This is a genomic window from Shewanella sp. Koi 1 (assembly GCF_052907445.1).
This window is the reverse complement of sequence record NZ_JBREJM010000001.1, coordinates 1,317,677-1,340,451: the sequence shown is the minus strand read 5'-3', so window position 1 is coordinate 1,340,451 and position 22,775 is coordinate 1,317,677. Positions and strand designations below refer to the sequence as shown.

Sequence of the window (22,775 nt, the reverse complement as noted above, 5' to 3'; positions counted from 1 at the left end):
ACTGAGCTACGACTAAGCATTCTTGTCCATTGCTTCAACGAACTGCGCTAAAAGAGTCGATTGTTCGTCAGTCAGAGCTAGATTTTCAAATAATTCTGGCCGTCTTAGAAAAGTCCTACCAAGGCTTTGCTGCAAACGCCAGAGTCTAATTTGTTCGTGGTTGCCACTTAGCAGTACTGCGGGTACATCGAGTCCATCTAAGCTTTCAGGGCGCGTGTAATGAGGACAGTCCAGTAAACCGTCGGAGAAAGAATCTTGCTCCGCCGAAGCTTGTTTTCCTAGCACGCCAGGAACCAATCTCGATACTGCATCTATCAAGGTCATTGCAGGTAATTCGCCGCCCGAAAGCACGTAATCCCCAACCGACCATTCTTCATCCACTTCCGTTTGAATAATGCGTTCATCAATACCTTCGTATCGACCACACACCAGAATCAACCGGGATGATTCAGCCAACTCAGTGACGCCTTGCTGATCCAGCTTGCGTCCTTGAGGTGACAAGTAAATCACCTTCGCCTCTTCGCCTGCCGCCGCTTTCGCAGCATGAATGGCATCGCGTAAGGGTTGCACCATCATCAACATACCGGGACCACCGCCGTAAGGCCTGTCATCTACCGTACTGTGTCTATCATGGGTGAAATCGCGAGGATTCCACGTGTGCAACTCAAGCAGACCGTTTTTCACGGCACGACCCGTAACCCCAAAGTCTGTTACGGCACGAAACATTTCTGGGAACAGGGTTATTACCCCTAACCACATATGTTGTACCTCGACTTAAAAGTCAGGATCCCAATCCACTAAAATCTGTTTACCTTGGATATCCACCTTTAAGATGAATTGTCCAGGAACAAAGGGAAGCATACGCTCCACTTTGCCGAAGCTATCTTTCGCGTTGGCTTTCACTAAGAGCACATCGTTCGAACCGGTTTCCACGATTTGATCGACAACACCCATGTTATAGCCATTGGTATTAATCACTTCACAACCGATGAGGTCACGCCAATAGAACTCGTCTTCTGGCAATGCGTTCATCTGCTCTGGCAGGATCCCAATTTCGCAATTGGTGAGCATTTGTGCTCGCTCCCGCGTGGTGACACCTTCAAGCTCGGCGACAACCGCCTTGCCTTGGTAACGCCACTGAATGACTTTTACTTCACGCCATTCACCATTTTCTTTAATAAGCCAAGGTGAATAGTCAAAGATACCTTCAACAGAATCGGTATAGGCGGTGATTTTCAGCCAACCTTTAATGCCATGACAGGAGCCTAATTTCCCCAGTACGACTGGCTGTTGGTTACTGCTCATCAATCTATACCTTAACGCTATTAAGCAGCTGCTTTAGCGTCTTTGATCAATTTTGCTACGCGATCAGTTGTCGCAGCGCCGTTCGCAACCCAGTGCTCAACGCGAGCTAGGTCTAAACGTAAAGTTTCTTCTTGGCCACGAGCCAATGGGTTGAAGAAACCAACACGCTCAATGAAACGACCGTCACGAGCGTTACGGCTGTCAGCAACAACGATGTTGTAAAATGGACGCTTTTTAGCGCCACCACGAGCTAAACGAATGGTAACCATGCGTTTTCAATCCTCTAATGATTTGCTTGAAGCAAAAATAAAAACTGGAACCCCGTGTTCGCGAAGAGTCCCAGATAGAAAGCCGGAAGATTTTACCTGACTTTTCAACGAATGCAACCAAATCTGGCGATTATTAAACCTGTCTTAGGATTGCCCGCTTCATTTCAAATAAAATCAACCAACTGATAAAACATCAACTTTGATGAAAATCACTGGAATTAACGGCCAGGAAATTTCATGCCGCCAGGCATCATGCCACGCATTCCGCGCATCATTTTCTGGATGCCGCCCTTGGCCGACATCTTTTTCATCATCTTTTGCATTTGGGTAAACTGTTTCAATAAACGGTTCACGTCTTGAATTTGCGTACCAGAACCCGCAGCGATACGGCGCTTACGTGAGCCCTTGATTAAATCAGGGTTTTTACGCTCTTTGGCCGTCATTGAGTTAATGATTGCTTCCATTTGACGGGTCATTTTACCGTCTTGGATTTGCGCTAGGGCATCCGGTGGCAATTGACCCACACCGGGCAGCTTTTCAATCATGCTCATCATGCCGCCCATGTTTTTCATCTGCTGTAGCTGCTCGCGGAAATCTTCGAGATCAAAACTGCCGCCCTGCTTCACTTTAGAAGCCAGCTTCATCGCCTTGTCTTTATCGACACCGCGCTCGACTTCTTCGATAAGCGATAATACGTCGCCCATGCCGAGAATACGTGAGGCGATACGGTCTGGATGGAAAGGCTCTAGGGCATCAGTCTTCTCGCCGACACCGAGGAATTTAATCGGCTTGCCGGTAATGTGGCGAATCGATAATGCCGCACCACCGCGCGCATCACCGTCGACCTTAGTTAAAATCACACCGGTGAGCGGCAGCGCTTCGTTAAAGGCTTTGGCTGTGTTTGCCGCGTCTTGACCTGTCATGGCATCGACCACGAACAGTGTCTCAATCGGTTTAACCGCCGCGTGCAGCGCCTTGATCTCATCCATCATGGCTTCATCGACGTGCAGGCGACCCGCGGTGTCGAGGATCACCACATCGATAAATTTGAGTTTAGCGTGGGCAATGGCCGCCTTGGCGATATCGATTGGCTTTTGGCTCACATCCGATGGGAAGAACTCCACATCGACTTCAGTCGCTAAGGTTTCAAGCTGTTTAATCGCCGCAGGACGATAAACGTCGGCGCTGACGACGAGTACCGATTTTTTATGGCGCGTACGCAGCAGCTTACCCAATTTGGCAACGCTGGTCGTTTTACCCGCACCTTGAAGACCCGCCATCATCACCACGGCTGGCGGCTGAGTGGCTAAATCCAGAGCTTGGTTGGCCTCGCCCATGGATTTTTCAAGTTCACTTTGAACAATCTTAATAAAGGCTTGACCAGGGCTTAAGCTCTTCGCCACTTCCTGACCAACGGCACGTTCTTTTACATTGTTAACGAATTCACGCACCACAGGCAGGGCAACATCGGCCTCCAGCAGCGCCATACGCACTTCGCGCAGGGTTTCCTTAACGTTTTCTTCGGTTAAGCGACCACGGCCACTGATATTTTTCAGCGTGCGTGACAGTCTGTCGGTTAGATTCTCAAACATCGTCCTGCTCTATACCTTTAGGATCTCGATTAATGGGCTGTATTATAACGATGCGGGCGTATTATGCTACTGCTATGCCCTACTTGCGTTAACTTCGGCAACTAACCTGCTTTAGGTCATATTTTGCGATTCGCCTACGACTATTTACGTCTAACAATAAGAATCTGCTAAATTTTGCAACTTATGTCACTGCCCATTTGCCGACGGCTCATGTTATTCTAGGCAAAATATTGATCTGTATGCCCCGTTTTCAAGGCACCATTAACAACACGAATAGGTTAATTACCCATGGTCATTTTTTCTGCCTCAGCCATGTTTTTTTATTGCATCGCATTGGTATTAGTGACAAGTCGACTGTTCCATCCTGAAGGCCCTAATCGTAAGGCCGTTGCCGGTGTCGCCGCCATCGCCGTGATTTTACACGCAGCCGCCCTTTCTCAAGCGATTTTTACAACCGATGGACAAAACTTCAGCCTCACTAATGTGATCTCGTTAGTGAACTGGATCATCGCCTTCACCTTTACTGTGATGATGTTTAGGCTAAAAGTGATTGTGGTTGTGCCCGTGGTTTACGCCTGCTCTGTGCTCTCTGTAGCACTACTCTGGTTATTGCCGCCTAAATTTATTACTCACTTTGAGCTGTACCCTGAGGTTTTGGCCCACGTTGTGCTCTCTCTCATGGCATACAGCGCCCTGATGATCGCCGCCCTGTACGCGATTCAGCTGGCGATGATCCAAAATAAACTCAAGAAAAAACAATTAATGTTAAGCCCAGGCATTCCGCCGCTGATGACGGTAGAAAAGCAGCTCTATCATCTTGTAATTATTGGGGTAATTTTATTGAGTTTATCCCTCGCCACTGGCTTTATCTTCCTCGATGATATGTTTGCCGATGGCAAAGGCCATAAAGCGATTCTGTCTATCATCGCGTGGTTTGTGTATATCGCCATGCTATGGCAGCAGTATTGGGTCGGCTGTAAAATTCGCACCGCGGTCATTTACACCTTAACGGGCGCGACCTTGTTATCCTTAGCTTATTTTGGCGCTCGGATTGTCAAAGAGTTAATTCTTAGTTAATAATTTCAAGTCAGCTTAGGCGCTTATTCCCTGAGCTGACTTGACACCCCGTTTATTTCTCGGTATCAACTTAAACTTATCGGCCTGATTGGAGCCTATTTTTGGACGCTATATCGACAAGCGCACTCCTCATTTTCTTACTAGTGCTTATCCTTTGTTCTGCCTACTTTTCAGGTTCTGAAACCGCCATGATGACCCTTAACCGCTATCGGTTAAGACATCTCGCCTCAAACGGCCATAAAGGTGCCATACGCGCCCTCAAGTTACTCGAACGACCAGACCGCTTAATTGGCTTAATTCTGATAGGCAATAACCTGGTTAATATTCTCGCCTCGGCCATTGCGACCATTATAGGTATGCGCCTTTGGGGCGATTTAGGCGTCGCGGTCGCCACTGGTGTGCTGACCTTGGTCGTATTGGTCTTTGCCGAAGTCACCCCCAAAACTATCGCCGCCTTAAACCCTGAACGCATTGCCTTCCCATCGAGTATTTTACTCATTGGTCTATCAACGATTTTCGCCTATGTCGTCACCAGCGTTAACTGGATAACCACAGGCATACTGCGTCTCTTCGGCATCAAAACCATCAGTAGCAGCGATGCACTTAGCCAAGAAGAGTTAAGGACGGTTGTACATGAAGCTGGCGCCTTGATCCCCCAACGCCACCAAGAGATGCTGTTATCGATTCTCGATTTAGAAAAAGTGACCGTTGAAGACATTATGGTGCCACGTTCAGATATCTACGCGATTAACGTCAACGATGACTTTAAATTTATCAATCGCCAAGTGATCCAAAGCCCACATACTCGAGTGTTGGTATACCGCGATACCATTGACGATGCCGTCGGCTTTATTCATCTGCGTGACGCTCTGCGCCTGCAATCAAAAGAGCAGTTCAGTAAGTCCTCATTGCTACGTGCGGTAAAAGAACTCTACTTTATTCCCGAAGGTACACCGCTCAATGTGCAATTAGCCAACTTTCAGCACAATAAAGAGCGCATCGGCCTAGTGGTCGATGAATACGGTGATATCCAAGGATTGGTGACACTCGAAGATATTCTCGAAGAAATTGTCGGTGACTTCACCACCTCTATGCTGGCCACACCGAGTGAAGACATTACCGCCCAGCAGGATGGAAGCTACTTAGTCGATGCCAGTATCACTATCCGTGATTTGAATAAAGAAATGAAATGGGACTTCCCAACCGATGGCCCCAAAACCCTCAATGGCCTGATCTTAGAGTATTTAGAGGATATCCCTGCCGAAAACACTAGCCTTCGTCTAGCCGGTTATCCATTAGAAGTCATTGAAGTTGCTGACAATATGGTCAAAACAGTGCGTATCATTCCACAGCATTATCAGTCTCAAAAGTAACTAGATTACCTCTCTACGCCAAATGCATGGTTGATTTACCCCTTAGCAAATAGCTCGCAATACCGTGTACGACCTAAATACCATCAGTTATCATGGTATTTAGGTCGCCGTAAAATTTTCAATATATTATAGATTTTTAAGAGAAAACTCTAACCAACTTCCATTCTCTTTCTAATTCGCTTTTGTTTACGAATCAATTTTATCTAAACACCACCCTCGGCTAATCGTAGAAATGCTCCGCAGGGAATAACAAGCTTGCAACAATATTAAATCTTTGATAGTAAATAAACTTAACTGCATAGCCTTAATGCTACCCCACGATACGATTAAACTCTCAAGGATGAAACATGTTTAAATACTCAGTTTTCTCATTCACTCTATTTTCGTCCACCTTTACTTTAGCAGCAGACGATCTTCCTCAAATTCTGGATTATTATCCAGACTGTGAATACAAAGTAATAGCTACAAAAAATAACAATTACACGTATGAGCTAGATGAAAATGAACTCTTAGAAAGTAAAGACGCTAACATAACGTCATTTGATGGAAGATATCTAGACAAGATGCTATCAAGCATTCAACAAGATGCACTATCACAAGGTGCCGACGCTATTATTATTGAAAAAATTAACCTGGGTATTTTTGAGAGTAAACCCATCAAGAACAAAGTATATGTTAAGAAATTTAAAATTCTCAACACAGTGAAAAATATCAAGCTATGCCAAGGTAGAAGTTTAACAACGAAACCTACGCCGTATAACAGTAGAGGTCAGCAGATTATACAAAAGACCGAAGAGGTTAATGTAGAATTCGCAAACAACGTCAGTCAATATAAACAAGCAGAAAACCATCTTGCTCCAGCAGCGAATGTTACATTAAATCATGCTTATGGCTTAAGTAATGGTGACCCTGAATCATCTATAAACCAACTGATGGGGCCAGAGAGCGTAAAATTGTCTATGCAGGACGGTTCAACTGTCTATGTTTACGGTAGAACGCTGTGGATTTATGCAAAAAACAGCCAGATTGTTAGGATCGATAAAAACCAGAGTATTCTAAATAATCATGGTAGTAATATGATTGAGCCTAGTGATAACTATGATCAAGACAACTGGATTATCGATGGCAAGATACAATTTAAAGATAAGTTAGCGCAAATACAGTCGCTCGAGAAAATAGAACAAGAAGGCAACAATTATCGCCTCGATGGAAAAAACAATAAGCTAATATTGCACTTCGAAACCTTCAGTTTAAACAATAAACATGAAACAGCAGAGATGTTAACTGGATTTTCGTTTGTTCAACGAGAAAACAGCGGCAAGCGTACTTCGATAAATTTCAATAAATTTGATGACAATAAAATAAAACAAATCATCTCAAATAAAAACGAGGATGAATTTATCCTAAGCCCCTCTCAACTTGCCAACATTATAAAAATACCCAATCAGGTTGACTCCTCACGCAGTGAGCAATGGGTCATCGCCACTGAAAACATTCTCCTCGGCATTAATGATATTGAGGCAAGAAAAGTCAGTAAAATTCGATTTACAGAGTCTCTAACGAGAAACCAAAACAAAGACGAATTTATAAAAACGTTGAAAAACTACAACGTTCCCATCACTAAATCTGATTTCTTATCAAAAAATCAAGATTCGGAAGATAATTTCGAACAAGTATTTTACCGAAAAGGCAATGTCTCACTCACCGCAACATTCGAGTCAGAAGATATGAATGCACAGCTAATTGATTTACTTATTGAGTTGTAAATGATTAGCCGTGCAGATCCCATGACAAAAGGCTATAAACTAGAAACTACACTTTTTTGCTATCGAGAGCCCGGCGCTTCTCGATAGCAATAGGTGTAATCTCAGCATCTAACGCCTTTTCTAACCCCAAGATAAAATACACTTCGGCCATTAAGAAGAACGGACCAATTAGCAGTTGGTTTAAATCGTCCACAAAAGCGGGTTTGGCCTTCTCGTATTGATGGCCAATTAACTGGAAAATCCATCCCACGATAAATACCGATATAGCCAACCAGAAGGCGTTGGGAGAGTCTGCCATGAGTTCAGTGGTATATACGACGGGGGCGATAAATAAAGCTAGGCCAATCGCTAACTTTGCATGTAAGCGAAAATAATAAACCAGCACACCTGCCCCTAAAATCACACCTAAACTGACATCGCCCGCGCTGCCAAGTGGAATACGGATAGTCGCCAGCAATAGAAAAGCAGACCATATAATCAATGGAATACCAACGAAATGGGTAAGTATGTTGCGCTGATTTAAATGCACACTCTTATAGGTTGATAGCTGCTCTACGGCGGATTTCATCTGGGGTCCTTTTGCTGTGTCCCTGCAAATTAGTGTCTAGATACCACTTTTGACCTAACCTAGCCCAAAAATGCGAAACTGAACAGAAAAAAGTAACAAAAATGTTGCCACGCATTTTACGCAATAAAAAAGGGAGCTAAGGCTCCCTTTGTGCTAATGGGTTAGAAACTAGCGCGATTCGAGGATAACCGTCGCAATGGCGTAGGATTTTTCATCGGCGATTGAAATGTGTCCCACCACGCCGTTAAGCAAAGCTAAGCGCTGCTGCGCCCCTTGTGTAAAATCAATCGTCGGCGCACCATCGGGCGTATTCCCAATATGGATATGCTGAAAAGATACCCCTCGACCAATCCCCGTCCCCAGGGCTTTTGCTGCAGCTTCTTTGGCGGCAAAACGTTTCGCCAAATAACGGCTCGGTTGGCTATGTTGTTGATAGATTTCGAACTCAGCCTCCGTGAGTACACGTTTAGCCAGCTTATCGCCGGAACGTGCCACATGGGCCGTGATACGCTCGATTTCAACTATGTCAGTGCCAAGCCCAACGATTGCCATTATTCGCCTCGACGACCTTCTAACATCAGTGCTTTCATGTCTTTAACCGCTGTCGCTAAGCCATCAATGGCCGCACGCGCGACAATAGCATGACCAATGTTGAGTTCATACAGCTCAGGGATCGCCGCAATAGGCTTAACATTGTGATAATGCAGCCCGTGGCCCGCATTCACGACTAAGCCCTTACCGTGGGCGTATTTCGCCATTTCGCTGATACGCGCAAGTTCTTTGGCCTCTTCCTCAGCTGTTTTAGCGTCGGCATAGCAACCGGTATGGATTTCGATAAGTGGCGCGCCAGAGGCGACTGCGGCATCGATTTGCGTCTTATCGGCATCAATAAACAGTGACACCTGAATACCATTGGCGGCTAAACGGCTTACCGCGGCAGTGATTTTATCTAATTGACCAGCCACATCTAAACCGCCCTCAGTCGTCACTTCTTGGCGCTTTTCAGGGACTAGGCAAACGTAAGTTGGTTTGACTTCGCAGGCGATGTTGAGCATTTCTTCAGTCACTGCACACTCAAAGTTCATCCGCGTCTTTAAGGTTTTTGCCAGCAGATACACATCGCGGTCGATAATATGACGTCTGTCTTCCCGTAAATGAATCGTGATACCGTCGGCTCCCGCATGCTCGGCAACCGCCGCCGCATGGACAGGATCAGGATAACTGGTGCCACGAGCCTGACGCAGGGTCGCAATATGGTCGATATTAACACCCAATAAGATACGGCTCATCGGGAACTCCTTTATGTTTGTAAGGCTAGAATTAACGCTGATTTGCGCCCTATTGTACTGGGACAGACAGTAAAAAACAGGAGCTAGGGCTAATTATTCCCATCTCTGTTAGAGGCTGCCGCTTGAATAAACAACTGCCTGCTCACCAGCGGCTTGTTTCCGAGCAGGGGTTGCAGCATAGAGCGCATCAACCGTTTAGCCTCTAAAAACTGCTCTTGCAACAATTGATTATCGTTAAGCGCGGTTAACATCGCACCTTGATAGGTATGCTTTGCTCTACTGTTCAACACAAATTGAAAACCCAGTTCTGGCACAAGCTGATAGTAATGTTCAGGGATCAGCGGTTCGCCCTGGGTATCGCGAATAAGGGATGGCATAGCCCCAAGCTCCCGCAAGAGCGCCAGCTCAAGGTACCGTAGCTTCGATTCACAAAACTGCGCCGCAAGTCCTACTAAGGCTTGGTGGTAGATGAGAAATAACGCCTCGGCATTATGGTGAACCGACAGAATACGCATCAGCAATTCATTGATATACATGCCAGCATACAGGCTATAACCCGATAAAGGCACGGCTGGCGCGGCCGCTTCAATTTGGCTGATGTTTTTGAGTTCAGACTTACCGCTAAATTCAAAAATCAGCGGTTGAAAGGGTTGGAGGATACTTTTGATGGAGCGTTTACCGCTCCCAACTCGCGCGACGGCATCGACACGACCAATACCGTCAACCAAGAGATTGACCAGCGCGCTAGACTCCCGGTAAGGGCGATGATGCAAAACATAGCCCCGTTTCATCGGTCTGCGCGCTCGTTCATGGTCAGGCTCGGCCTATTATCAGTAACGATTAATCGTCACCGTAACCTAAGCTTCGCAGGGCGCGTTCATCATCGGCCCAACCGGATTTGACCTTCACCCACACCTCGAGGAACACTTTGTTATCAAACAAGGTTTCCATATCGAGGCGCGCTTGGGTCGCGATGGTACGAATGCGCTCACCTTTGCTACCAATCACCATCCGCTTTTGGCCTTCGCGCTCGACCAAGATCAGGGCGTTGATTTGATAAACGCCGTTTTCCATCATCTTAAACTGCTCGATTTCAACCGTCGCATCATAGGGTAATTCATCACCTAAAAAGCGCATCAGTTTTTCACGGACAATTTCAGAAGCCATAAAACGTTGCGAACGGTCGGTCACATAATCTTCTGGGAAGAAGAAGGGATTTTCGGGCAGAGACTCCGCCGCCATCTCTAAAATGCGCTTAACGTTGGTGCCCTTGCTGGCTGAAATCGGCAGGATCTCATCGAAGGGATACTTCTTGGCCACTTCTTCCAAATAAGGGAAAAGGGCTTCTTTGTCTTTGATATTATCAACTTTGTTGATGGCTAAAACGGTTTTACGCTCTTCACCGCCACGGCGAAGTTTGCTTAACACCATCTCATCATCGGCGGTCCATGTCATACCATCGACCACAAAAATCACCATAGACACATCGGCAAGCGAGCTCGCCGCCGCGCGGTTCATCAGACGGTTAATTGCACGCTGCTCTTCAATATGCAGACCAGGCGTGTCGATAAACACGATTTGGCGTGGACCATCGGTATGGATACCCATGATGCGATGACGCGTCGTTTGCGGCTTTTTCGAGGTAATACTGATCTTTTGCCCAAGCAAACGGTTCAGCAGGGTCGATTTCCCCACGTTAGGGCGTCCAATAATGGCCACCATGCCACAGTAGGTCACATCATAGTGAACAGACGGCGCCGCCGCGCTCGCTGCATTCATCCTTGCCAGTAATTCATCTAAGCTCGGCTCATTGCTCGCGTTAGCGGCATCGACAGCTGGCAAGTCTGTTTTTTTGGTCATTTCTTCAGTAACTCCAATACTTGAGCCGCGGCAATCTGCTCGGCTTTGCGGCGCGAACTCGCTACGCCAATCACGCTTTCGCTCAAGTCATCTATACGACATTCAACGGTGAATGTTTGATCGTGGGCATCGCCTTCTATATTGATTACTTGGTAATCGGGTAGCGGCTTCTTTAGCCCTTGTAAATATTCTTGCAGTAAGGTTTTAGCGTCTTTTTGATTCACGCCCGGTTGGATCTCGGCCAAACGCTCGGCGTACCAATGCAGTAATAGCTTACGGCACACTTCGAGATCGGAATCTAAATAGATTGCGCCGATAATCGCCTCGACCGCATCGGCCAAGATAGACTCACGTCTAAAACCACCGCTCTTTAACTCGCCGGGGCCTAAGAATAGATAATCCCCAAGCTTAAAGGCCTTAGCAATCAAGGTGAGCGTATCGCCACGCACTAAGGTGGCACGCATCCGGCTCAGGTCACCCTCAGTCGCCTTAGGAAACTGATGGTATAAGGCGTCAGAAATCACAATAGATAAAATCGAATCGCCTAAAAACTCTAACCGCTCGTTGTGCTTATTTGCCGCACTTCTGTGGGTCAACGCTTGGGTGAGAAGCTCAAGGTTCTTGAACTCATAACCCAAAGTACGACACAAACGTGGCAAATTTTTAATCGGTTCCATACTAGTGAATTCCACCTACTCGTTCAAAACGTACCCCACTTGGCACCCAAGTTGGCAGGAAATCGGCTTTAGAACGGTCAAACTCAAAACTAATCCAGATAGCGACCGCTTTACCGACAAGATTCTCTTCTGGGACAAAGCCCCAGAAACGGCTGTCGGTACTGTTATCGCGGTTGTCACCCATCGCAAAATAATGACCTTCTGGTACAAGGAACTCACCCGCGGGTAAGTTAGCTTCACGCTTGAAGTATCCCAGCATATCGGGGCGGCTTGGATTGATTAAAATATCGTGGGCCACTTCACCGAGTTGTTCTTTAAAACGAATTAATGGCACACCATCTTGGCTGAAATCACCACGGCTGATTTCGGTACGCGCCACCAGTTCCGGCTCTGGGCAATTAGTTTGCTCTGCGCCACAGGCTTTTTGGATCATCAACTGCTTGTTGCGGTAAATAATCCTGTCGCCCGGTAAACCCACCACGCGCTTGATGTAGTCAATCTGAGGGTTCTCAGGGTATTTAAACACAATCACATCGCCACGTTTCGGCTCGCCCGTTTCAATCAGTTTAGTGCGCCATACGGGATCTTTAAGGCCATAGCTAAACTTTTCCACCAGAATAAAGTCACCCACTAACAGGGTTGGCATCATAGAGCCTGAGGGAATTTGGAATGGTTCGTAAATAAACGAGCGCAGGATCAACACGAAGGCAATCACAGGGAAGATGGAATGCGCGGTTTCAACCACTGTGGGTTCGCGGATGATGTTATATTCGGCTTCCTCGGTTAAATTAGCCTGCGAAGCCTTGGCTAAGGCTAAGCTTTCGCGGCGTTTAGGCGCAAATACCAGCACATCGATTAACCAGATCAGCCCTGAAATCAGGGTGACTAGCACTAAAATAATGGAAAAATAGGCTGCCATTGCTTATTGAACTCCTGCCTTGAAATGTAAAGATCCAAACTCAGCGACTATTGTATTTCGACTCGCGAACTTTAGTTAACTTACCGTATTTCTAAAAAAACACCACAAAACATACGATAAGCTAAGTAAAGCGCCGCAAACTGCGGCGCAATAATAGCTAAATTGTGTTATATCGAGTGTTACTCGTTTAGCTTAAGTACCGCTAAGAACGCCTCTTGCGGCACCTCAACGTTACCCACTTGTTTCATCCGTTTCTTACCCTCTTTTTGTTTATTCAAGAGTTTCTTCTTACGGGAAACGTCACCACCGTAACACTTCGCCGTTACGTCTTTACGTAGTGCTTTTACGGTAGAACGGGCAATAATTTGGCTGCCAACAGCGGCTTGAATCGCGATATCAAACATCTGACGTGGGATCAGCTCCTTCATCTTCTCAACGAGCGCTAAACCACGGTGACGAATGTTTGAACGGTGAATAATCATCGCCAATGCGTCTACGCGGTCGCCGTTGATCAGAATGTCTAAGCGCACCATGTCCGCAGGATCGAAGCGGATGAAGTTGTATTCTAACGATGCATAACCACGGCTGGTCGATTTTAAGCGGTCGAAGAAGTCCATCACCACTTCTGCCATTGGCAGGTGGTAAGTCACGGCCACTTGATTACCGTGGTAAACCATGTTCACTTGGGTACCACGTTTTTCGATACACAGGGTAATCACGTTACCTAAGTATTCTTTTGGCACCAGAATGTTAGCTTCAACGATAGGCTCACGCATCTCTTCGATGTTGTTAATCGCTGGCAAGTCTGCTGGGTTATCAACATAGATGGTTTCACCACTGGTCAACAGCACCTCATACACTACGGTAGGTGCAGTCGTGATAAGGTCAAGATCGTATTCACGCTCTAAACGCTCTTGAATGATTTCCATGTGGAGCAGGCCTAAATAGCCAATACGGAAACCAAAACCTAGGGCTGATGAACTTTCAGGTTCGAAGAACAATGACGCATCGTTGAGGCTGAGTTTGTTCAGCGCATCGCGGAAGTTTTCATATTCATCGGTCGAAATTGGGAACACACCGGCGTAAACCTGAGGCTTCACTTTCTTAAAGCCGGGTAATGGCTTTTCAGCGCCATGCTTAGCCAGTGTCAAGGTATCACCCACTGGTGCGCCGTGAATTTCTTTAATACCCGCGATAACGAAACCTACTTCACCGGTTTTCAGCTCGGTTTTATCGGTTTGTTTAGGTGTGAAAATACCCACGCGGTCTGCGGTGTGGTTTTGTCCGGTAGACATCACCTTAAACTTGTCACCTTTCTTCAGCACGCCGTTTTTAATACGTACGAGAGAAACAACGCCTAAGTAGCTATCAAACCAAGAGTCGATGATCAGCGCTTGTAGCGGCGCCTCTGGGTCGCCTTCTGGCGGCGGAATTTGATCAACGATGACTTCTAATACTTCGTCAATACCCACACCGGTTTTGGCCGAGCAACGCACAGCGTTCATCGCATCGATACCCACTATGTCTTCAATCTCAGCGGCTACGCGTTCAGGATCGGCTTGAGGTAAGTCGATTTTGTTTAGGATAGGAACTACGTCCAGATTCATATCCAGCGCGGTGTAACAGTTCGCGAGCGTTTGAGCTTCAACGCCTTGACCCGCATCCACCACGAGCAGCGCGCCCTCACAGGCGGCTAATGAACGAGATACTTCATAGGAAAAGTCAACGTGGCCAGGGGTATCAATAAAGTTAAGTTGGTAAGTTTCGCCATTTTTGGCTTTGTATTCCAACGTGACGCTCTGGGCCTTAATCGTGATACCGCGCTCACGCTCTAGATCCATAGAATCAAGAACTTGCGCATCCATTTCACGGTCGCTTAACCCGCCACAAACCTGAATAAGACGATCTGATAGCGTCGATTTACCATGGTCGATATGGGCAATAATTGAGAAGTTTCTAATGTGTTTCATTATGCTGCTATGACTAATACTGAAAAATGGATACGGTTCAAAGGTGCGAAATTGTACCTGATTGCGGTTTCAATACCAATCAGATTCACTCATCCTTCTCTTTAAGTCGGAAAATGTGGCTCTCAGAGGAAGTTTATTGCCAGATTAAAATCAATAACAATATGAAATTAAACGGGTAATTTTTCTAAACTGATCCCTGAGCCTAAATAAGCCAAAATGACAGGTTGCGAATCGACTTCGAGTTGTTTTGCCTTGTGCTTTCCAAAGAACCAAGCGGCTAACGCACCTAAGGCAGCAAAGGCTATCGCACTGAGATCCGAATTGATTTCCAACAAACCTGCGAAAAACTGGCCAAATACCGCGCCAGCAAATAAACCAAGCAGCGGCATCAAATAAACTAAGGCCGCCGCTTTCAGGATCACGCTCTCAGGCAAACCGAGCTTGAGCAGTTCGCCAACCTCGCAGTTTCGTTCACTTTGAATGGAGAATTGTTGAGTCTTTGCCGAAAAAGCCTGAGCTACCGCCGACGTACCACAAGACTCGCTACTGCTGCAGCTCTTGCAAGTACTTTTAAGCTCTACCTCGACGGTCAGCCAACCCTGATTATCGCAGGCGACAACCCGCGCCACTTCTTCCATCATAATAAGAGGCCTTATTCTAACATCAGACTTTTTGCGATACGGGCCAAGGTTTCAGTCGGCACTTTACCCACGGCAACTACTTCAGCATTACCCACTTTTTCAGATACCAAAGACAAGCCATTACGAGTGATTAACTCTTCGGGTAATGGCGTGGAACCTGCTCGCGCGACATAGACAGAAATACTGGCTAAGCCATCGGTTAAGGCAATATATTCAACCGCCTCGTGACTGCCAATCAAACGGTGGTGATCACGCACCACAACGCTAAATCCTGCTGGTAACCAAGAAAACTGCCAATTTTGTCCATCTTGGCGTTCAGCCTGATCGATAACCGCTGGCCATTCTTGCTTATAGGCTTCCTGTAAAATCGATGGCGGCTCATTTAACTCAATAAGCTCAATCACCATCAGCTGTTCAAGTAATTGTTTATCTTGAGTCAGCATGTCGTATCTGAGGGGCAGATAGGTGTCCATATCCAGCCAAATTTGGAAACCGTAACGGTACTCATCATTTGGCAGTAAACGGATCATTTGACCGGGACGTCCCGCAATACGCGTACGACCACCGAGTACAAACTGATAACCCACTTCTAAATCACTCATCTTTGACGAAAAAGCCGCAGGCCATACGCCCTGAATATGATTAGAAAGGATGCTATAGGCGGGTTGATCGTGTTCGATAAAGGTGACTCGATTGCCCACTCTGACCGCATTTTTTGGCGGGCCATTGAGGTACTCAAGAAACGCAACTTCTTGATTATTCACCTTACCGTGAAGATAAACCAAAGGCCGAATATGGTCGGCCTGAAGTTGTATAATCGATGCTTTAAACTCTTTCTCTTTTAAAGCCAGGCTCATTTTCTCAAGCCAGACTTTGGCAGGCATATCTTCCTGCGCCACTGCAGGGAATACCAAGGCTAACAAAGCCAACAGGATTAGACGCAAGCTAACTCCTTACTACTGATTGACAGGAACGGGGATAACCTCGCTATTGTCTTCTACAACGGCACCCGTATTCAATCGTTGTTGCAACATATGGTCCTGAATATAAGTGTTAATTCGGCGACGTTGCTCATTCATTTGGTCATTAGTGTAGCTCTGATTTTGCTGCACTGGACCTGTCTGTAAGCTCACTGGCGATGCACTACCAACCAGGGGACGGGTAATGAGCACAGGCGATGGCGACGCGGCATCATCAGCTGTTTGGTTAAAGTTCTGTACGCCTACGATGGCGAACATGGCCACAGTTGCGGCAATCGCATACTGACCAAACTGTTTGAATAAGGGCACAACGCGGCTTTGGCCTGCATTGACGGCGACTTGCTGTGGAGCCGCTGTAACTTCAGGTGCGCTCACTTGAGGCGAGACAATGGCAGGCTCAAGTTCGATTGCAGCTGCAATACTGGCGGAAAGGTCTAACGCCATAGCTTGGGGCAATTCACCCCGCATAGCATCACCTATCACATGATAGTTACGCCATTTATTATGTGAATGCGTATCGGCAGCAAGTTCTGCCATAGTCTGCAGATCTGTCTCTCCATCGACAGCGGCAGATACCCATTCTTGACCTAATTTATCCATTGTTCACCTGTCTAAATTTAAGGGTGTTACTCTTCCAGTAATGGCTGGAGTTTTTTATCGATTGCTTCACGGGCGCGGAAGATACGAGATCTTACTGTCCCCACAGGGCAATCCATGATGATGGCAATATCCTCGTAACTCATCCCATCGAGTTCACGTAGCGAAATCGCCATACGTAATTCTTCCGGCAAGGTTTCTAATGTCTCGAAAACCACTTTTTTGATTTCGTCCGATAACATTAGTCGCTCTGGGGAGGCAAACTCCTTTAGCGCATCGCTGCCTTCGTAGTATTCGGCATCCTCGGCATCCACATCATTTGCAGGCGCTCTGCGCCCCTGTGACACGAGATAATTCTTAGCCGTGTTTACGGCTATGCGGTACAACCAGGTATAAAACGCACTTTCTCCGCGAAAGTTTGGCAAAGCTCGATAAGCTTTGATAAACGCTTCCTGTGCCACATCGGTAACGTCGGCTTGGTTACGCACATAGCGTGAAATCAAGCTCACTACTTTACTCTGATATTTAAGCACCAACAGGTTAAAAGCGTTTTTATCTCCCCGTTGTACGCGCTCAACTAATTGTTGATCACTTATTTGTCCACTCATCCGAGCCGACTTCTCCCAAATCTAAAATGCTGATTTCTCAGTCGCTCGAATCATATTCACTTATGTAGACTAGCGTGCTTTGAAAAAGTTCTAAGAATTATACAAAAAAAGTAAGGTTAAAAGGAAAGTACCCATAATCGGTGAGTTGGTTTACCATAGATGGCACTCTCAGTCATAGCATGATACCCGATGAAACAAGTAGTTGAACACCAATCTGACATATTAGTCATAGGTAGCGGTGCCGCAGGTCTGACACTAGCTTTGCATCTTGCTGAAAAAGCAAACGTAATTCTGCTCTCAAAAGGCCCACTCTCGGAAGGGTCGACATACTACGCCCAAGGCGGTATCGCCTCCGTGTTCGATGAAAGTGACACCATCGAATCCCATGTGGCCGATACGTTAGTGGCCGGTGCCGGCTTGTGCGATAAAGAAGTGGTAACTTTTACCGCTGAAAACGCCAAGAGCGCCATGCAATGGTTAATTGAATGTGGCGTGGCATTCGATAAAGAAGAAACCGCTGGCGATAATGCCAAAGAGGCACCTTATCATTTGACCCGCGAAGGCGGCCACAGCCATAGACGCATTCTGCATGCCGCCGATGCAACGGGCAAAGAAGTGCAAACCACGCTACAAGAACGCGCCCTCGCCCACCCCAATATTCAAGTTTTAGAACGTTACAACGCCATCGACCTCATCACCACCCGTAAATTAAATCGCCCAGGCAATCGCGTGTTAGGCGCTTATGTGTGGAACCGTAACGCCGAGCAGGTCGAAACCATTAAGGCAAAATTTGTCGCATTAGCCACGGGCGGTAGCTCTAAGGTCTACCAATACACTTCAAACCCCGATGTGGCGAGTGGTGATGGTATTGCCATGGCGTGGCGCGCAGGTTGCCGTGTGGCCAATATGGAATTTAATCAATTCCATCCGACCTGCCTTTACCATGCCGATGCGCGTAACTTCCTACTGACCGAAGCCCTGCGCGGTGAAGGAGCTTATTTACGTCGCCCCGATGGCAGTCGCTTCATGCCTGACTTTGATGAGCGCGCCGAACTCGCGCCCCGCGATATCGTGGCCCGCGCCATCGACTATGAGATGAAACGTTTAGGCGCCGATTGCGTCTACTTAGACATCAGCCATAAAGACAGCGACTTTACCATCAAGCACTTCCCAACAATTTACAGTCGCTGTTTAGAACTGGGTATTGATATCACCAAGGATGCCATTCCTGTGGTGCCTGCCGCCCACTATACCTGTGGTGGTGTAATGACGGACTTGCACGGCCAAACCGACCTCAACGGCCTCTACGCCATCGGCGAAGTCGCTTATACCGGCTTACATGGTGCAAACCGCTTGGCGAGTAACTCACTGCTCGAGTGCTTGGTATTTGCCCGCGCCGCATCGCAGGATATTGAGAGCCAAATGCACAAAATTCCATTACCGGGGCAAATTCCGGCGTGGGACGAGAGTAAAGTGTCCAACTCCGATGAAGAAGTGGTGATTGCCCACAACTGGCATGAACTGCGCCTCTTCATGTGGGACTATGTGGGGATTGTCCGCTCGGATAAACGCTTGGAGCGTGCATTGCGCCGCTGCCTGATGTTGCAACAGGAAATCCAAGAGTATTACAGCAACTTCAGAGTCAGTAATAACCTGCTGGAACTGCGTAACTTAGTGCAAGTGGCGGAGCTGATTATCCGCTGTGCTATGGATCGTAAAGAGAGCCGTGGTCTGCACTACAATATCGACCATCCAGAGAAAGTTGACTCACCGCAACCAACGATTCTGCAACCTGAAAAATAACCGAGTTGCTTAAGTGACACGTTTAACGGGCTAAATCGACTCAGATTTAGCCCGTTTTATTTAGGTTAAGGAAACATGTTAGATATGGATTAAAGAGATTCGCGCTGGCTCGTCACTTGAGTTTTAACCTTAAGTAATAGTCGGCATAAGTGGCGGTAATCCGTATCGCTAAACATATCGGCCCAAAGGGGCAAGAGATGCAACTTATCGGCGGACTGATAATAAACCAAGCAGATAAAAGGCGTTACCCAAGTTCTGGGGAGCACATGAAACGTCTCCCCCGTCGAGAGCCAGCCTTCCCCTTTTCCATTAAGCTCGAAACGGCAATGCCAGCTTCTCAGTCGCCATAACTGATAGCCCAAGAATCCGAAGATTAAAACGGCGAAGACCAACTTAAGCACACGCCAAAATACGACATCCGTTTCAGGCCAAATAAGTAAAGAGGTACTGCAGACACAAACAAAAACGACCAACGAGAGTCGCTGGTCGCGAGAGGCTTTTACGCTAAAACTATGGCGCCGCTCTGCCACGGACTTGCACTACCATGCGGGCAAGCTCTGCATCGGGACAGGCTTCATGACCCATAAACCATGCAAATAATTCAGGGTCTTCACACTCGAGTAAACGAATAAACAGGGCCTTGTCGTCATCCGACAAATCCTGATAAACATTTTCGACGAAAGGCTGGAACAAGACGTCCAATTCGAGCATTCCGCGGCGACATGCCCAACGGACCCGTGCAATGTTCATTAACTCCAAGTTAATTCTCCCAAAACTAATTTCGCCTTAGTCTACCAGTTCACGCCGTAGAGTGTCGATGCAAGCCGTATTGAAACTCGGTTTAACAGCGCTGAACTTGGCTGTCTAATCCGGCAAATAAATCACTGAAATCCGTCTCTAATAAACGTTTCACCGCGGGATGTTGGATCATCCGCTCGGCAAACATCACATGGTATTCTTCCTTAACATCTAAGGTTTCACCTAGGAGATGCATGCCATGGGAAATCACCTCTTGAGGATAAACCGACGGTGTGACGAAGATCCCGCGCTTCAGGTAGCCAAAGGCCTTCATCATCGCCGCATCGTCAAACTCACCTAGGATACTGACCTTTAGATTTTGCTCATCGAACCAACGGTATAATTGTTGCCCAAGCGATGTTCTACGGCCGGGGATCAGCAATTGTGCTTGTTCTAAACAAGCCGGGAAATCGGCGCTGTAGGTTTCGGCGGAGAAAAAGCTCACGCCACACTCACCCAGTTTTTTCGATAAAATCTCAGGATATTTCAATGACTCACCTGCACAGTCCGAGAGGATCATATCCAGTTTATGCTCGCGTAAACGAGTCATTAAACTTTCGTGGGTCGCTTCATAACAAGCAAGATGCATAGAGCCGTCATTGGGCACCACAGAAAGTAATACGCGACTCGCCAAGGCTTTAGACAAGGCATCGGCAATACCCACTTCAAATAAAATGGCATCATCTTTTTGATAGTTGAGTAAATCGAGCATCTCATAACTGAGGGAAAACATCTTATCGGCGTAGCGAAATACCAACTCACCGAGCTCTGTCGCCTCTAAATTGCGTCCGACACGTTTGAATAGGCTGCCGTTAAGACGATCTTCAAGGGCGCGAATTTGCCCCGTGATGGTTTGAGGCGTCAGACAAAGGGCTTCGGCCGCCTTGGCCACAGAGCCCTTCTTCTTGATCATCCAGAAATAATAAAGATGGTTGTAATTAAGATGCAGCATCGCCAATGAGCTTCCTATGATGGATACCGCAGCCTCAAGGGCTGCGGCATGTCGGATCGCAGTGACTCAGCTTAACAAATGATGAGTCGATAGCGCTATTTTAAACGCTGACAATCCAATAAGTTAACCACAATTCCCTGCAACTGTTCTAAATCGGCTGCGGTGCCCGTGCTAACCGCTTCCGTTACACCCGAGACTAAGCTGTCTCTATCCGGAATACGGTTAGCGCAATAAGTGCGATTCGCCTCTTGGAAACGTTTACCACCGCGGTACTTGAGCGCTCTAGACTCATAGCCATTGGTTTCAAGCCTTGCGCCTAATGCCTCAGACTTAAACATTAACGCGCCATCGACTATGCCCTCAAGGTAGCTTTGACAGGTTTGTGATGCGACATCCTTGTTACAGGCATCAATCTGCGAAGCCATTGCGCTTGAAGAAAGTGTTAACAGTGCTGCCACTCCTACTAATTTCATATTTATCATAGTTATACTCCTTTTTTAGGTAACACTTTTGATAACCAGAAATACCCGATCAAGGCCGCCAGAATTGAGCCTATCAAGGTGCCAAGGCGCGCTAAGTCGCCGTACATAGGGTCTGCTTGCTCAAATGCCAGCGAAGCAATAAACATCGACATCGTAAAACCAATACCACACATTGCCGCCACAGGCGCAATCTGCTTCCAACCAATCCCATCGGGTAATTGCGCCAATTTCAGTTTGACGGCCACATAACTAAACAACATTACACCAATCGGCTTACCTAACATGAGTCCCAATGCAATCCCGACTGGAACAGGGGAAATCAGGGTATCCAAACTCATGTTACCTAAAGCCACACCCGCATTCGCAAAGGCAAAGACTGGCAGGATAAGGAAGGTGCTCCAAGGGTGCAGGCTATGCTCTAAATGCTCAGAGGGTGAACTGCCATCTTTTGCCCGCAGTGGGATACAGAAGGCAATGATCACACCAGCCAAAGTCGCGTGGACGCCAGACTTTAATACCGCGACCCACAGTACGAGTCCCAACACGCCATAGGGTGCTAACGCGGTCACACCTTTACGGTTTAAGGCGACTAAACCGACAATCGCAATGCTGGCAATCACTAAGCTAATGGTTGAGAGATCGCTGCTGTAGAAGAGCGCAATAATCACAATCACGCCTAAGTCATCGATGATAGCGAGCGCCAACAGGAAAACCTTCAATGCCACTGGCACGCGGCTACCTAGCAGCGCCATGATACCTAACGCAAACGCAATATCGGTGGCCGCAGGAATGGCCCAACCCGCTTGAGTCACAGGATCGCCATAGTTAAATAGCAGATAAATGCCTGCTGGAACTAACATACCACCAATCGCGGCAAAGGTTGGCAGTGAAGCCTGGGTCACACTGGATAAGGCGCCTTCTAACAGTTCACGCTTTACCTCTAAGCCAATCAGTAAGAAAAACAATGCCATCAGGCCATCGTTAATCCACAGCAACAGCGGCTTATGCAGATCGAGCGCGCCGACACGCACTTGTACTTCAGTTCCGAGAAAACCTTGATAGAGTCCCGCTAGAGGAGAATTGGCCATGAGCATGGCTAAGACAACAGCAACCAATAACAGGATGCCGCCAGCCGATTCCTGGCTCAGAAAATTTCTAATTGCTTTTTCCATCTTGCACTCCAAAAAATCATAATGAAATGAGTGTAGACGAAGAAAATTGACAAGTATAATCGATAGTTTCGACAAAA

The 22,775-nt window shown here is 47.0% G+C and carries 25 protein-coding genes; 4 read left to right on the top strand and 21 right to left on the bottom strand.

Annotated features, from left to right (window positions below; genetic code table 11):
- Positions 1–12: 12 nt before the first annotated feature.
- The 4 genes from trmD to ffh all read right to left on the bottom strand — a co-directional run bounded on the left by trmD (position 13) and on the right by ffh (position 3,166).
- Positions 13–759 carry a tRNA (guanosine(37)-N1)-methyltransferase TrmD gene (trmD, locus tag ACUZ8J_RS05975; protein ID WP_011623586.1) on the bottom strand — a complete coding sequence of 249 codons (747 nt, stop codon included), beginning with the start codon at positions 757–759 and terminating at the stop codon, positions 13–15.
- A 15-nt stretch (positions 760–774) separates the two neighbouring features.
- On the bottom strand, positions 775–1,305 hold the full coding sequence (gene rimM, locus ACUZ8J_RS05970; RefSeq protein ID WP_011623587.1) for a ribosome maturation factor RimM: 531 nt from the start codon (positions 1,303–1,305) through the stop codon (positions 775–777).
- Positions 1,306–1,325: 20 nt separating this feature from the next.
- Complete coding sequence (gene rpsP, locus ACUZ8J_RS05965) at positions 1,326–1,574, bottom strand: 30S ribosomal protein S16 (RefSeq protein ID WP_011071566.1); 249 nt, start codon at positions 1,572–1,574, stop codon at positions 1,326–1,328.
- 218 nt (positions 1,575–1,792) lie between these two features.
- Positions 1,793–3,166, bottom strand: coding sequence for a signal recognition particle protein (gene ffh, locus ACUZ8J_RS05960; protein WP_011623589.1), 1,374 nt, complete (start codon positions 3,164–3,166; stop codon positions 1,793–1,795).
- Positions 3,167–3,454: 288 nt separating this feature from the next.
- Here ffh and ACUZ8J_RS05955 point away from each other — a divergent pair, with 288 nt between their 5' ends.
- The 3 genes from ACUZ8J_RS05955 to ACUZ8J_RS05945 all read left to right on the top strand — a co-directional run bounded on the left by ACUZ8J_RS05955 (position 3,455) and on the right by ACUZ8J_RS05945 (position 7,382).
- Positions 3,455–4,243, top strand: a complete 789-nt coding sequence (locus tag ACUZ8J_RS05955) for a cytochrome C assembly family protein (protein WP_011717866.1) — start codon at positions 3,455–3,457, stop codon at positions 4,241–4,243.
- A 101-nt stretch (positions 4,244–4,344) separates the two neighbouring features.
- The gene (locus ACUZ8J_RS05950) at positions 4,345–5,616 is read left to right on the top strand and encodes an HlyC/CorC family transporter (protein ID WP_249555983.1); all 1,272 of its coding nucleotides are present in this window, start codon (positions 4,345–4,347) and stop codon (positions 5,614–5,616) included.
- Between the two features lie 347 nt (positions 5,617–5,963).
- Entirely contained in the window at positions 5,964–7,382 is a 1,419-nt protein-coding gene (locus ACUZ8J_RS05945) for a hypothetical protein (protein WP_446693334.1), read from the top strand.
- A 46-nt stretch (positions 7,383–7,428) separates the two neighbouring features.
- On the opposite strand, the gene ACUZ8J_RS05940 is transcribed toward ACUZ8J_RS05945, so the two are convergent.
- The 12 genes from ACUZ8J_RS05940 to rpoE form a co-directional block, all read right to left on the bottom strand.
- A complete protein-coding gene (locus tag ACUZ8J_RS05940) occupies positions 7,429–7,950 on the bottom strand; it encodes an Mpo1 family 2-hydroxy fatty acid dioxygenase (protein ID WP_374917053.1) in 522 nt (173 codons plus the stop codon).
- A 168-nt stretch (positions 7,951–8,118) separates the two neighbouring features.
- The gene (acpS, locus tag ACUZ8J_RS05935) at positions 8,119–8,502 is read right to left on the bottom strand and encodes a holo-ACP synthase (RefSeq protein WP_011626879.1); all 384 of its coding nucleotides are present in this window, start codon (positions 8,500–8,502) and stop codon (positions 8,119–8,121) included.
- Positions 8,502–9,239, bottom strand: a complete 738-nt coding sequence (gene pdxJ, locus ACUZ8J_RS05930) for a pyridoxine 5'-phosphate synthase (protein ID WP_133178708.1) — start codon at positions 9,237–9,239, stop codon at positions 8,502–8,504. Before pdxJ ends, acpS begins: the two co-directional genes overlap by 1 nt.
- 89 nt (positions 9,240–9,328) lie before the next feature.
- Positions 9,329–10,030, bottom strand: a complete 702-nt coding sequence (gene recO, locus ACUZ8J_RS05925) for a DNA repair protein RecO (protein ID WP_446693333.1) — start codon at positions 10,028–10,030, stop codon at positions 9,329–9,331.
- A gap of 49 nt (positions 10,031–10,079) precedes the next feature.
- Complete coding sequence (gene era / locus ACUZ8J_RS05920; RefSeq protein WP_011623597.1) at positions 10,080–11,099, bottom strand: GTPase Era; 1,020 nt, start codon at positions 11,097–11,099, stop codon at positions 10,080–10,082.
- Positions 11,096–11,776 carry a ribonuclease III gene (gene rnc, locus ACUZ8J_RS05915; RefSeq protein WP_011626882.1) on the bottom strand — a complete coding sequence of 227 codons (681 nt, stop codon included), beginning with the start codon at positions 11,774–11,776 and terminating at the stop codon, positions 11,096–11,098. The genes era and rnc overlap by 4 nt, the downstream gene beginning before the upstream one ends.
- 1 nt (position 11,777) lies before the next feature.
- On the bottom strand, positions 11,778–12,695 hold the full coding sequence (gene lepB / locus ACUZ8J_RS05910; RefSeq protein ID WP_089067266.1) for a signal peptidase I: 918 nt from the start codon (positions 12,693–12,695) through the stop codon (positions 11,778–11,780).
- Between the two features lie 179 nt (positions 12,696–12,874).
- Entirely contained in the window at positions 12,875–14,665 is a 1,791-nt protein-coding gene (gene lepA / locus ACUZ8J_RS05905) for a translation elongation factor 4 (protein ID WP_011717874.1), read from the bottom strand.
- Between the two features lie 167 nt (positions 14,666–14,832).
- Positions 14,833–15,306, bottom strand: coding sequence for a SoxR reducing system RseC family protein (locus tag ACUZ8J_RS05900; protein WP_446693332.1), 474 nt, complete (start codon positions 15,304–15,306; stop codon positions 14,833–14,835).
- An 11-nt stretch (positions 15,307–15,317) separates the two neighbouring features.
- On the bottom strand, positions 15,318–16,250 hold the full coding sequence (locus tag ACUZ8J_RS05895; protein WP_374917057.1) for a MucB/RseB C-terminal domain-containing protein: 933 nt from the start codon (positions 16,248–16,250) through the stop codon (positions 15,318–15,320).
- 12 nt (positions 16,251–16,262) lie between these two features.
- Positions 16,263–16,886 (bottom strand): sigma-E factor negative regulatory protein, encoded by a 624-nt coding sequence (locus tag ACUZ8J_RS05890; protein WP_088210499.1) that lies wholly within the window; start codon positions 16,884–16,886, stop codon positions 16,263–16,265.
- A gap of 26 nt (positions 16,887–16,912) precedes the next feature.
- A complete protein-coding gene (gene rpoE, locus ACUZ8J_RS05885) occupies positions 16,913–17,491 on the bottom strand; it encodes an RNA polymerase sigma factor RpoE (protein ID WP_011623604.1) in 579 nt (192 codons plus the stop codon).
- A gap of 189 nt (positions 17,492–17,680) precedes the next feature.
- On the opposite strand from rpoE, the gene nadB reads away from it, so the two are divergent.
- Entirely contained in the window at positions 17,681–19,294 is a 1,614-nt protein-coding gene (gene nadB, locus ACUZ8J_RS05880) for an L-aspartate oxidase (RefSeq protein ID WP_446693331.1), read from the top strand.
- A gap of 89 nt (positions 19,295–19,383) precedes the next feature.
- Here nadB and ACUZ8J_RS05875 read toward each other — a convergent pair whose 3' ends face one another.
- The 5 genes from ACUZ8J_RS05875 to nhaA all read right to left on the bottom strand — a co-directional run bounded on the left by ACUZ8J_RS05875 (position 19,384) and on the right by nhaA (position 22,698).
- Entirely contained in the window at positions 19,384–19,824 is a 441-nt protein-coding gene (locus tag ACUZ8J_RS05875; RefSeq protein WP_446693330.1) for a protein YgfX, read from the bottom strand.
- Positions 19,805–20,053, bottom strand: coding sequence for an FAD assembly factor SdhE (locus tag ACUZ8J_RS05870; protein WP_084294861.1), 249 nt, complete (start codon positions 20,051–20,053; stop codon positions 19,805–19,807). Before ACUZ8J_RS05870 ends, ACUZ8J_RS05875 begins: the two co-directional genes overlap by 20 nt.
- An 82-nt stretch (positions 20,054–20,135) precedes the next feature.
- Complete coding sequence (nhaR, locus tag ACUZ8J_RS05865) at positions 20,136–21,044, bottom strand: transcriptional activator NhaR (RefSeq protein ID WP_086903346.1); 909 nt, start codon at positions 21,042–21,044, stop codon at positions 20,136–20,138.
- A 95-nt stretch (positions 21,045–21,139) separates the two neighbouring features.
- Complete coding sequence (locus ACUZ8J_RS05860) at positions 21,140–21,526, bottom strand: hypothetical protein (protein WP_086903301.1); 387 nt, start codon at positions 21,524–21,526, stop codon at positions 21,140–21,142.
- 2 nt (positions 21,527–21,528) lie between these two features.
- Complete coding sequence (gene nhaA, locus ACUZ8J_RS05855; protein WP_446693329.1) at positions 21,529–22,698, bottom strand: Na+/H+ antiporter NhaA; 1,170 nt, start codon at positions 22,696–22,698, stop codon at positions 21,529–21,531.
- Positions 22,699–22,775 lie beyond the last annotated feature (77 nt).

Excerpts from the sequence above, each read along its gene's own strand:
- pdxJ (WP_133178708.1), bottom strand. The coding sequence starts at position 9,239 with ATGAGCCGTATCTTATTGGGTGTTAATATCGACCATATTGCGACCCTG.
- trmD (WP_011623586.1), bottom strand. The coding sequence starts at position 759 with ATGTGGTTAGGGGTAATAACCCTGTTCCCAGAAATGTTTCGTGCCGTA.
- acpS (WP_011626879.1), bottom strand. The coding sequence starts at position 8,502 with ATGGCAATCGTTGGGCTTGGCACTGACATAGTTGAAATCGAGCGTATC.
- ACUZ8J_RS05945 (WP_446693334.1), top strand. The coding sequence starts at position 5,964 with ATGTTTAAATACTCAGTTTTCTCATTCACTCTATTTTCGTCCACCTTT.
- nadB (WP_446693331.1), top strand. The coding sequence starts at position 17,681 with ATGAAACAAGTAGTTGAACACCAATCTGACATATTAGTCATAGGTAGC.
- rimM (WP_011623587.1), bottom strand. The coding sequence starts at position 1,305 with ATGAGCAGTAACCAACAGCCAGTCGTACTGGGGAAATTAGGCTCCTGT.
- ACUZ8J_RS05900 (WP_446693332.1), bottom strand. The coding sequence starts at position 15,306 with ATGATGGAAGAAGTGGCGCGGGTTGTCGCCTGCGATAATCAGGGTTGG.
- lepA (WP_011717874.1), bottom strand. The coding sequence starts at position 14,665 with ATGAAACACATTAGAAACTTCTCAATTATTGCCCATATCGACCATGGT.
- ACUZ8J_RS05955 (WP_011717866.1), top strand. The coding sequence starts at position 3,455 with ATGGTCATTTTTTCTGCCTCAGCCATGTTTTTTTATTGCATCGCATTG.
- ACUZ8J_RS05940 (WP_374917053.1), bottom strand. The coding sequence starts at position 7,950 with ATGAAATCCGCCGTAGAGCAGCTATCAACCTATAAGAGTGTGCATTTA.
- ffh (WP_011623589.1), bottom strand. The coding sequence starts at position 3,166 with ATGTTTGAGAATCTAACCGACAGACTGTCACGCACGCTGAAAAATATC.
- rnc (WP_011626882.1), bottom strand. The coding sequence starts at position 11,776 with ATGGAACCGATTAAAAATTTGCCACGTTTGTGTCGTACTTTGGGTTAT.
- rpsP (WP_011071566.1), bottom strand. The coding sequence starts at position 1,574 with ATGGTTACCATTCGTTTAGCTCGTGGTGGCGCTAAAAAGCGTCCATTT.
- era (WP_011623597.1), bottom strand. The coding sequence starts at position 11,099 with ATGACCAAAAAAACAGACTTGCCAGCTGTCGATGCCGCTAACGCGAGC.
- ACUZ8J_RS05890 (WP_088210499.1), bottom strand. The coding sequence starts at position 16,886 with ATGGATAAATTAGGTCAAGAATGGGTATCTGCCGCTGTCGATGGAGAG.
- rpoE (WP_011623604.1), bottom strand. The coding sequence starts at position 17,491 with ATGAGTGGACAAATAAGTGATCAACAATTAGTTGAGCGCGTACAACGG.
- nhaR (WP_086903346.1), bottom strand. The coding sequence starts at position 21,044 with ATGCTGCATCTTAATTACAACCATCTTTATTATTTCTGGATGATCAAG.
- ACUZ8J_RS05860 (WP_086903301.1), bottom strand. The coding sequence starts at position 21,526 with ATGATAAATATGAAATTAGTAGGAGTGGCAGCACTGTTAACACTTTCT.
- lepB (WP_089067266.1), bottom strand. The coding sequence starts at position 12,695 with ATGGCAGCCTATTTTTCCATTATTTTAGTGCTAGTCACCCTGATTTCA.
- nhaA (WP_446693329.1), bottom strand. The coding sequence starts at position 22,698 with ATGGAAAAAGCAATTAGAAATTTTCTGAGCCAGGAATCGGCTGGCGGC.
- recO (WP_446693333.1), bottom strand. The coding sequence starts at position 10,030 with ATGAAACGGGGCTATGTTTTGCATCATCGCCCTTACCGGGAGTCTAGC.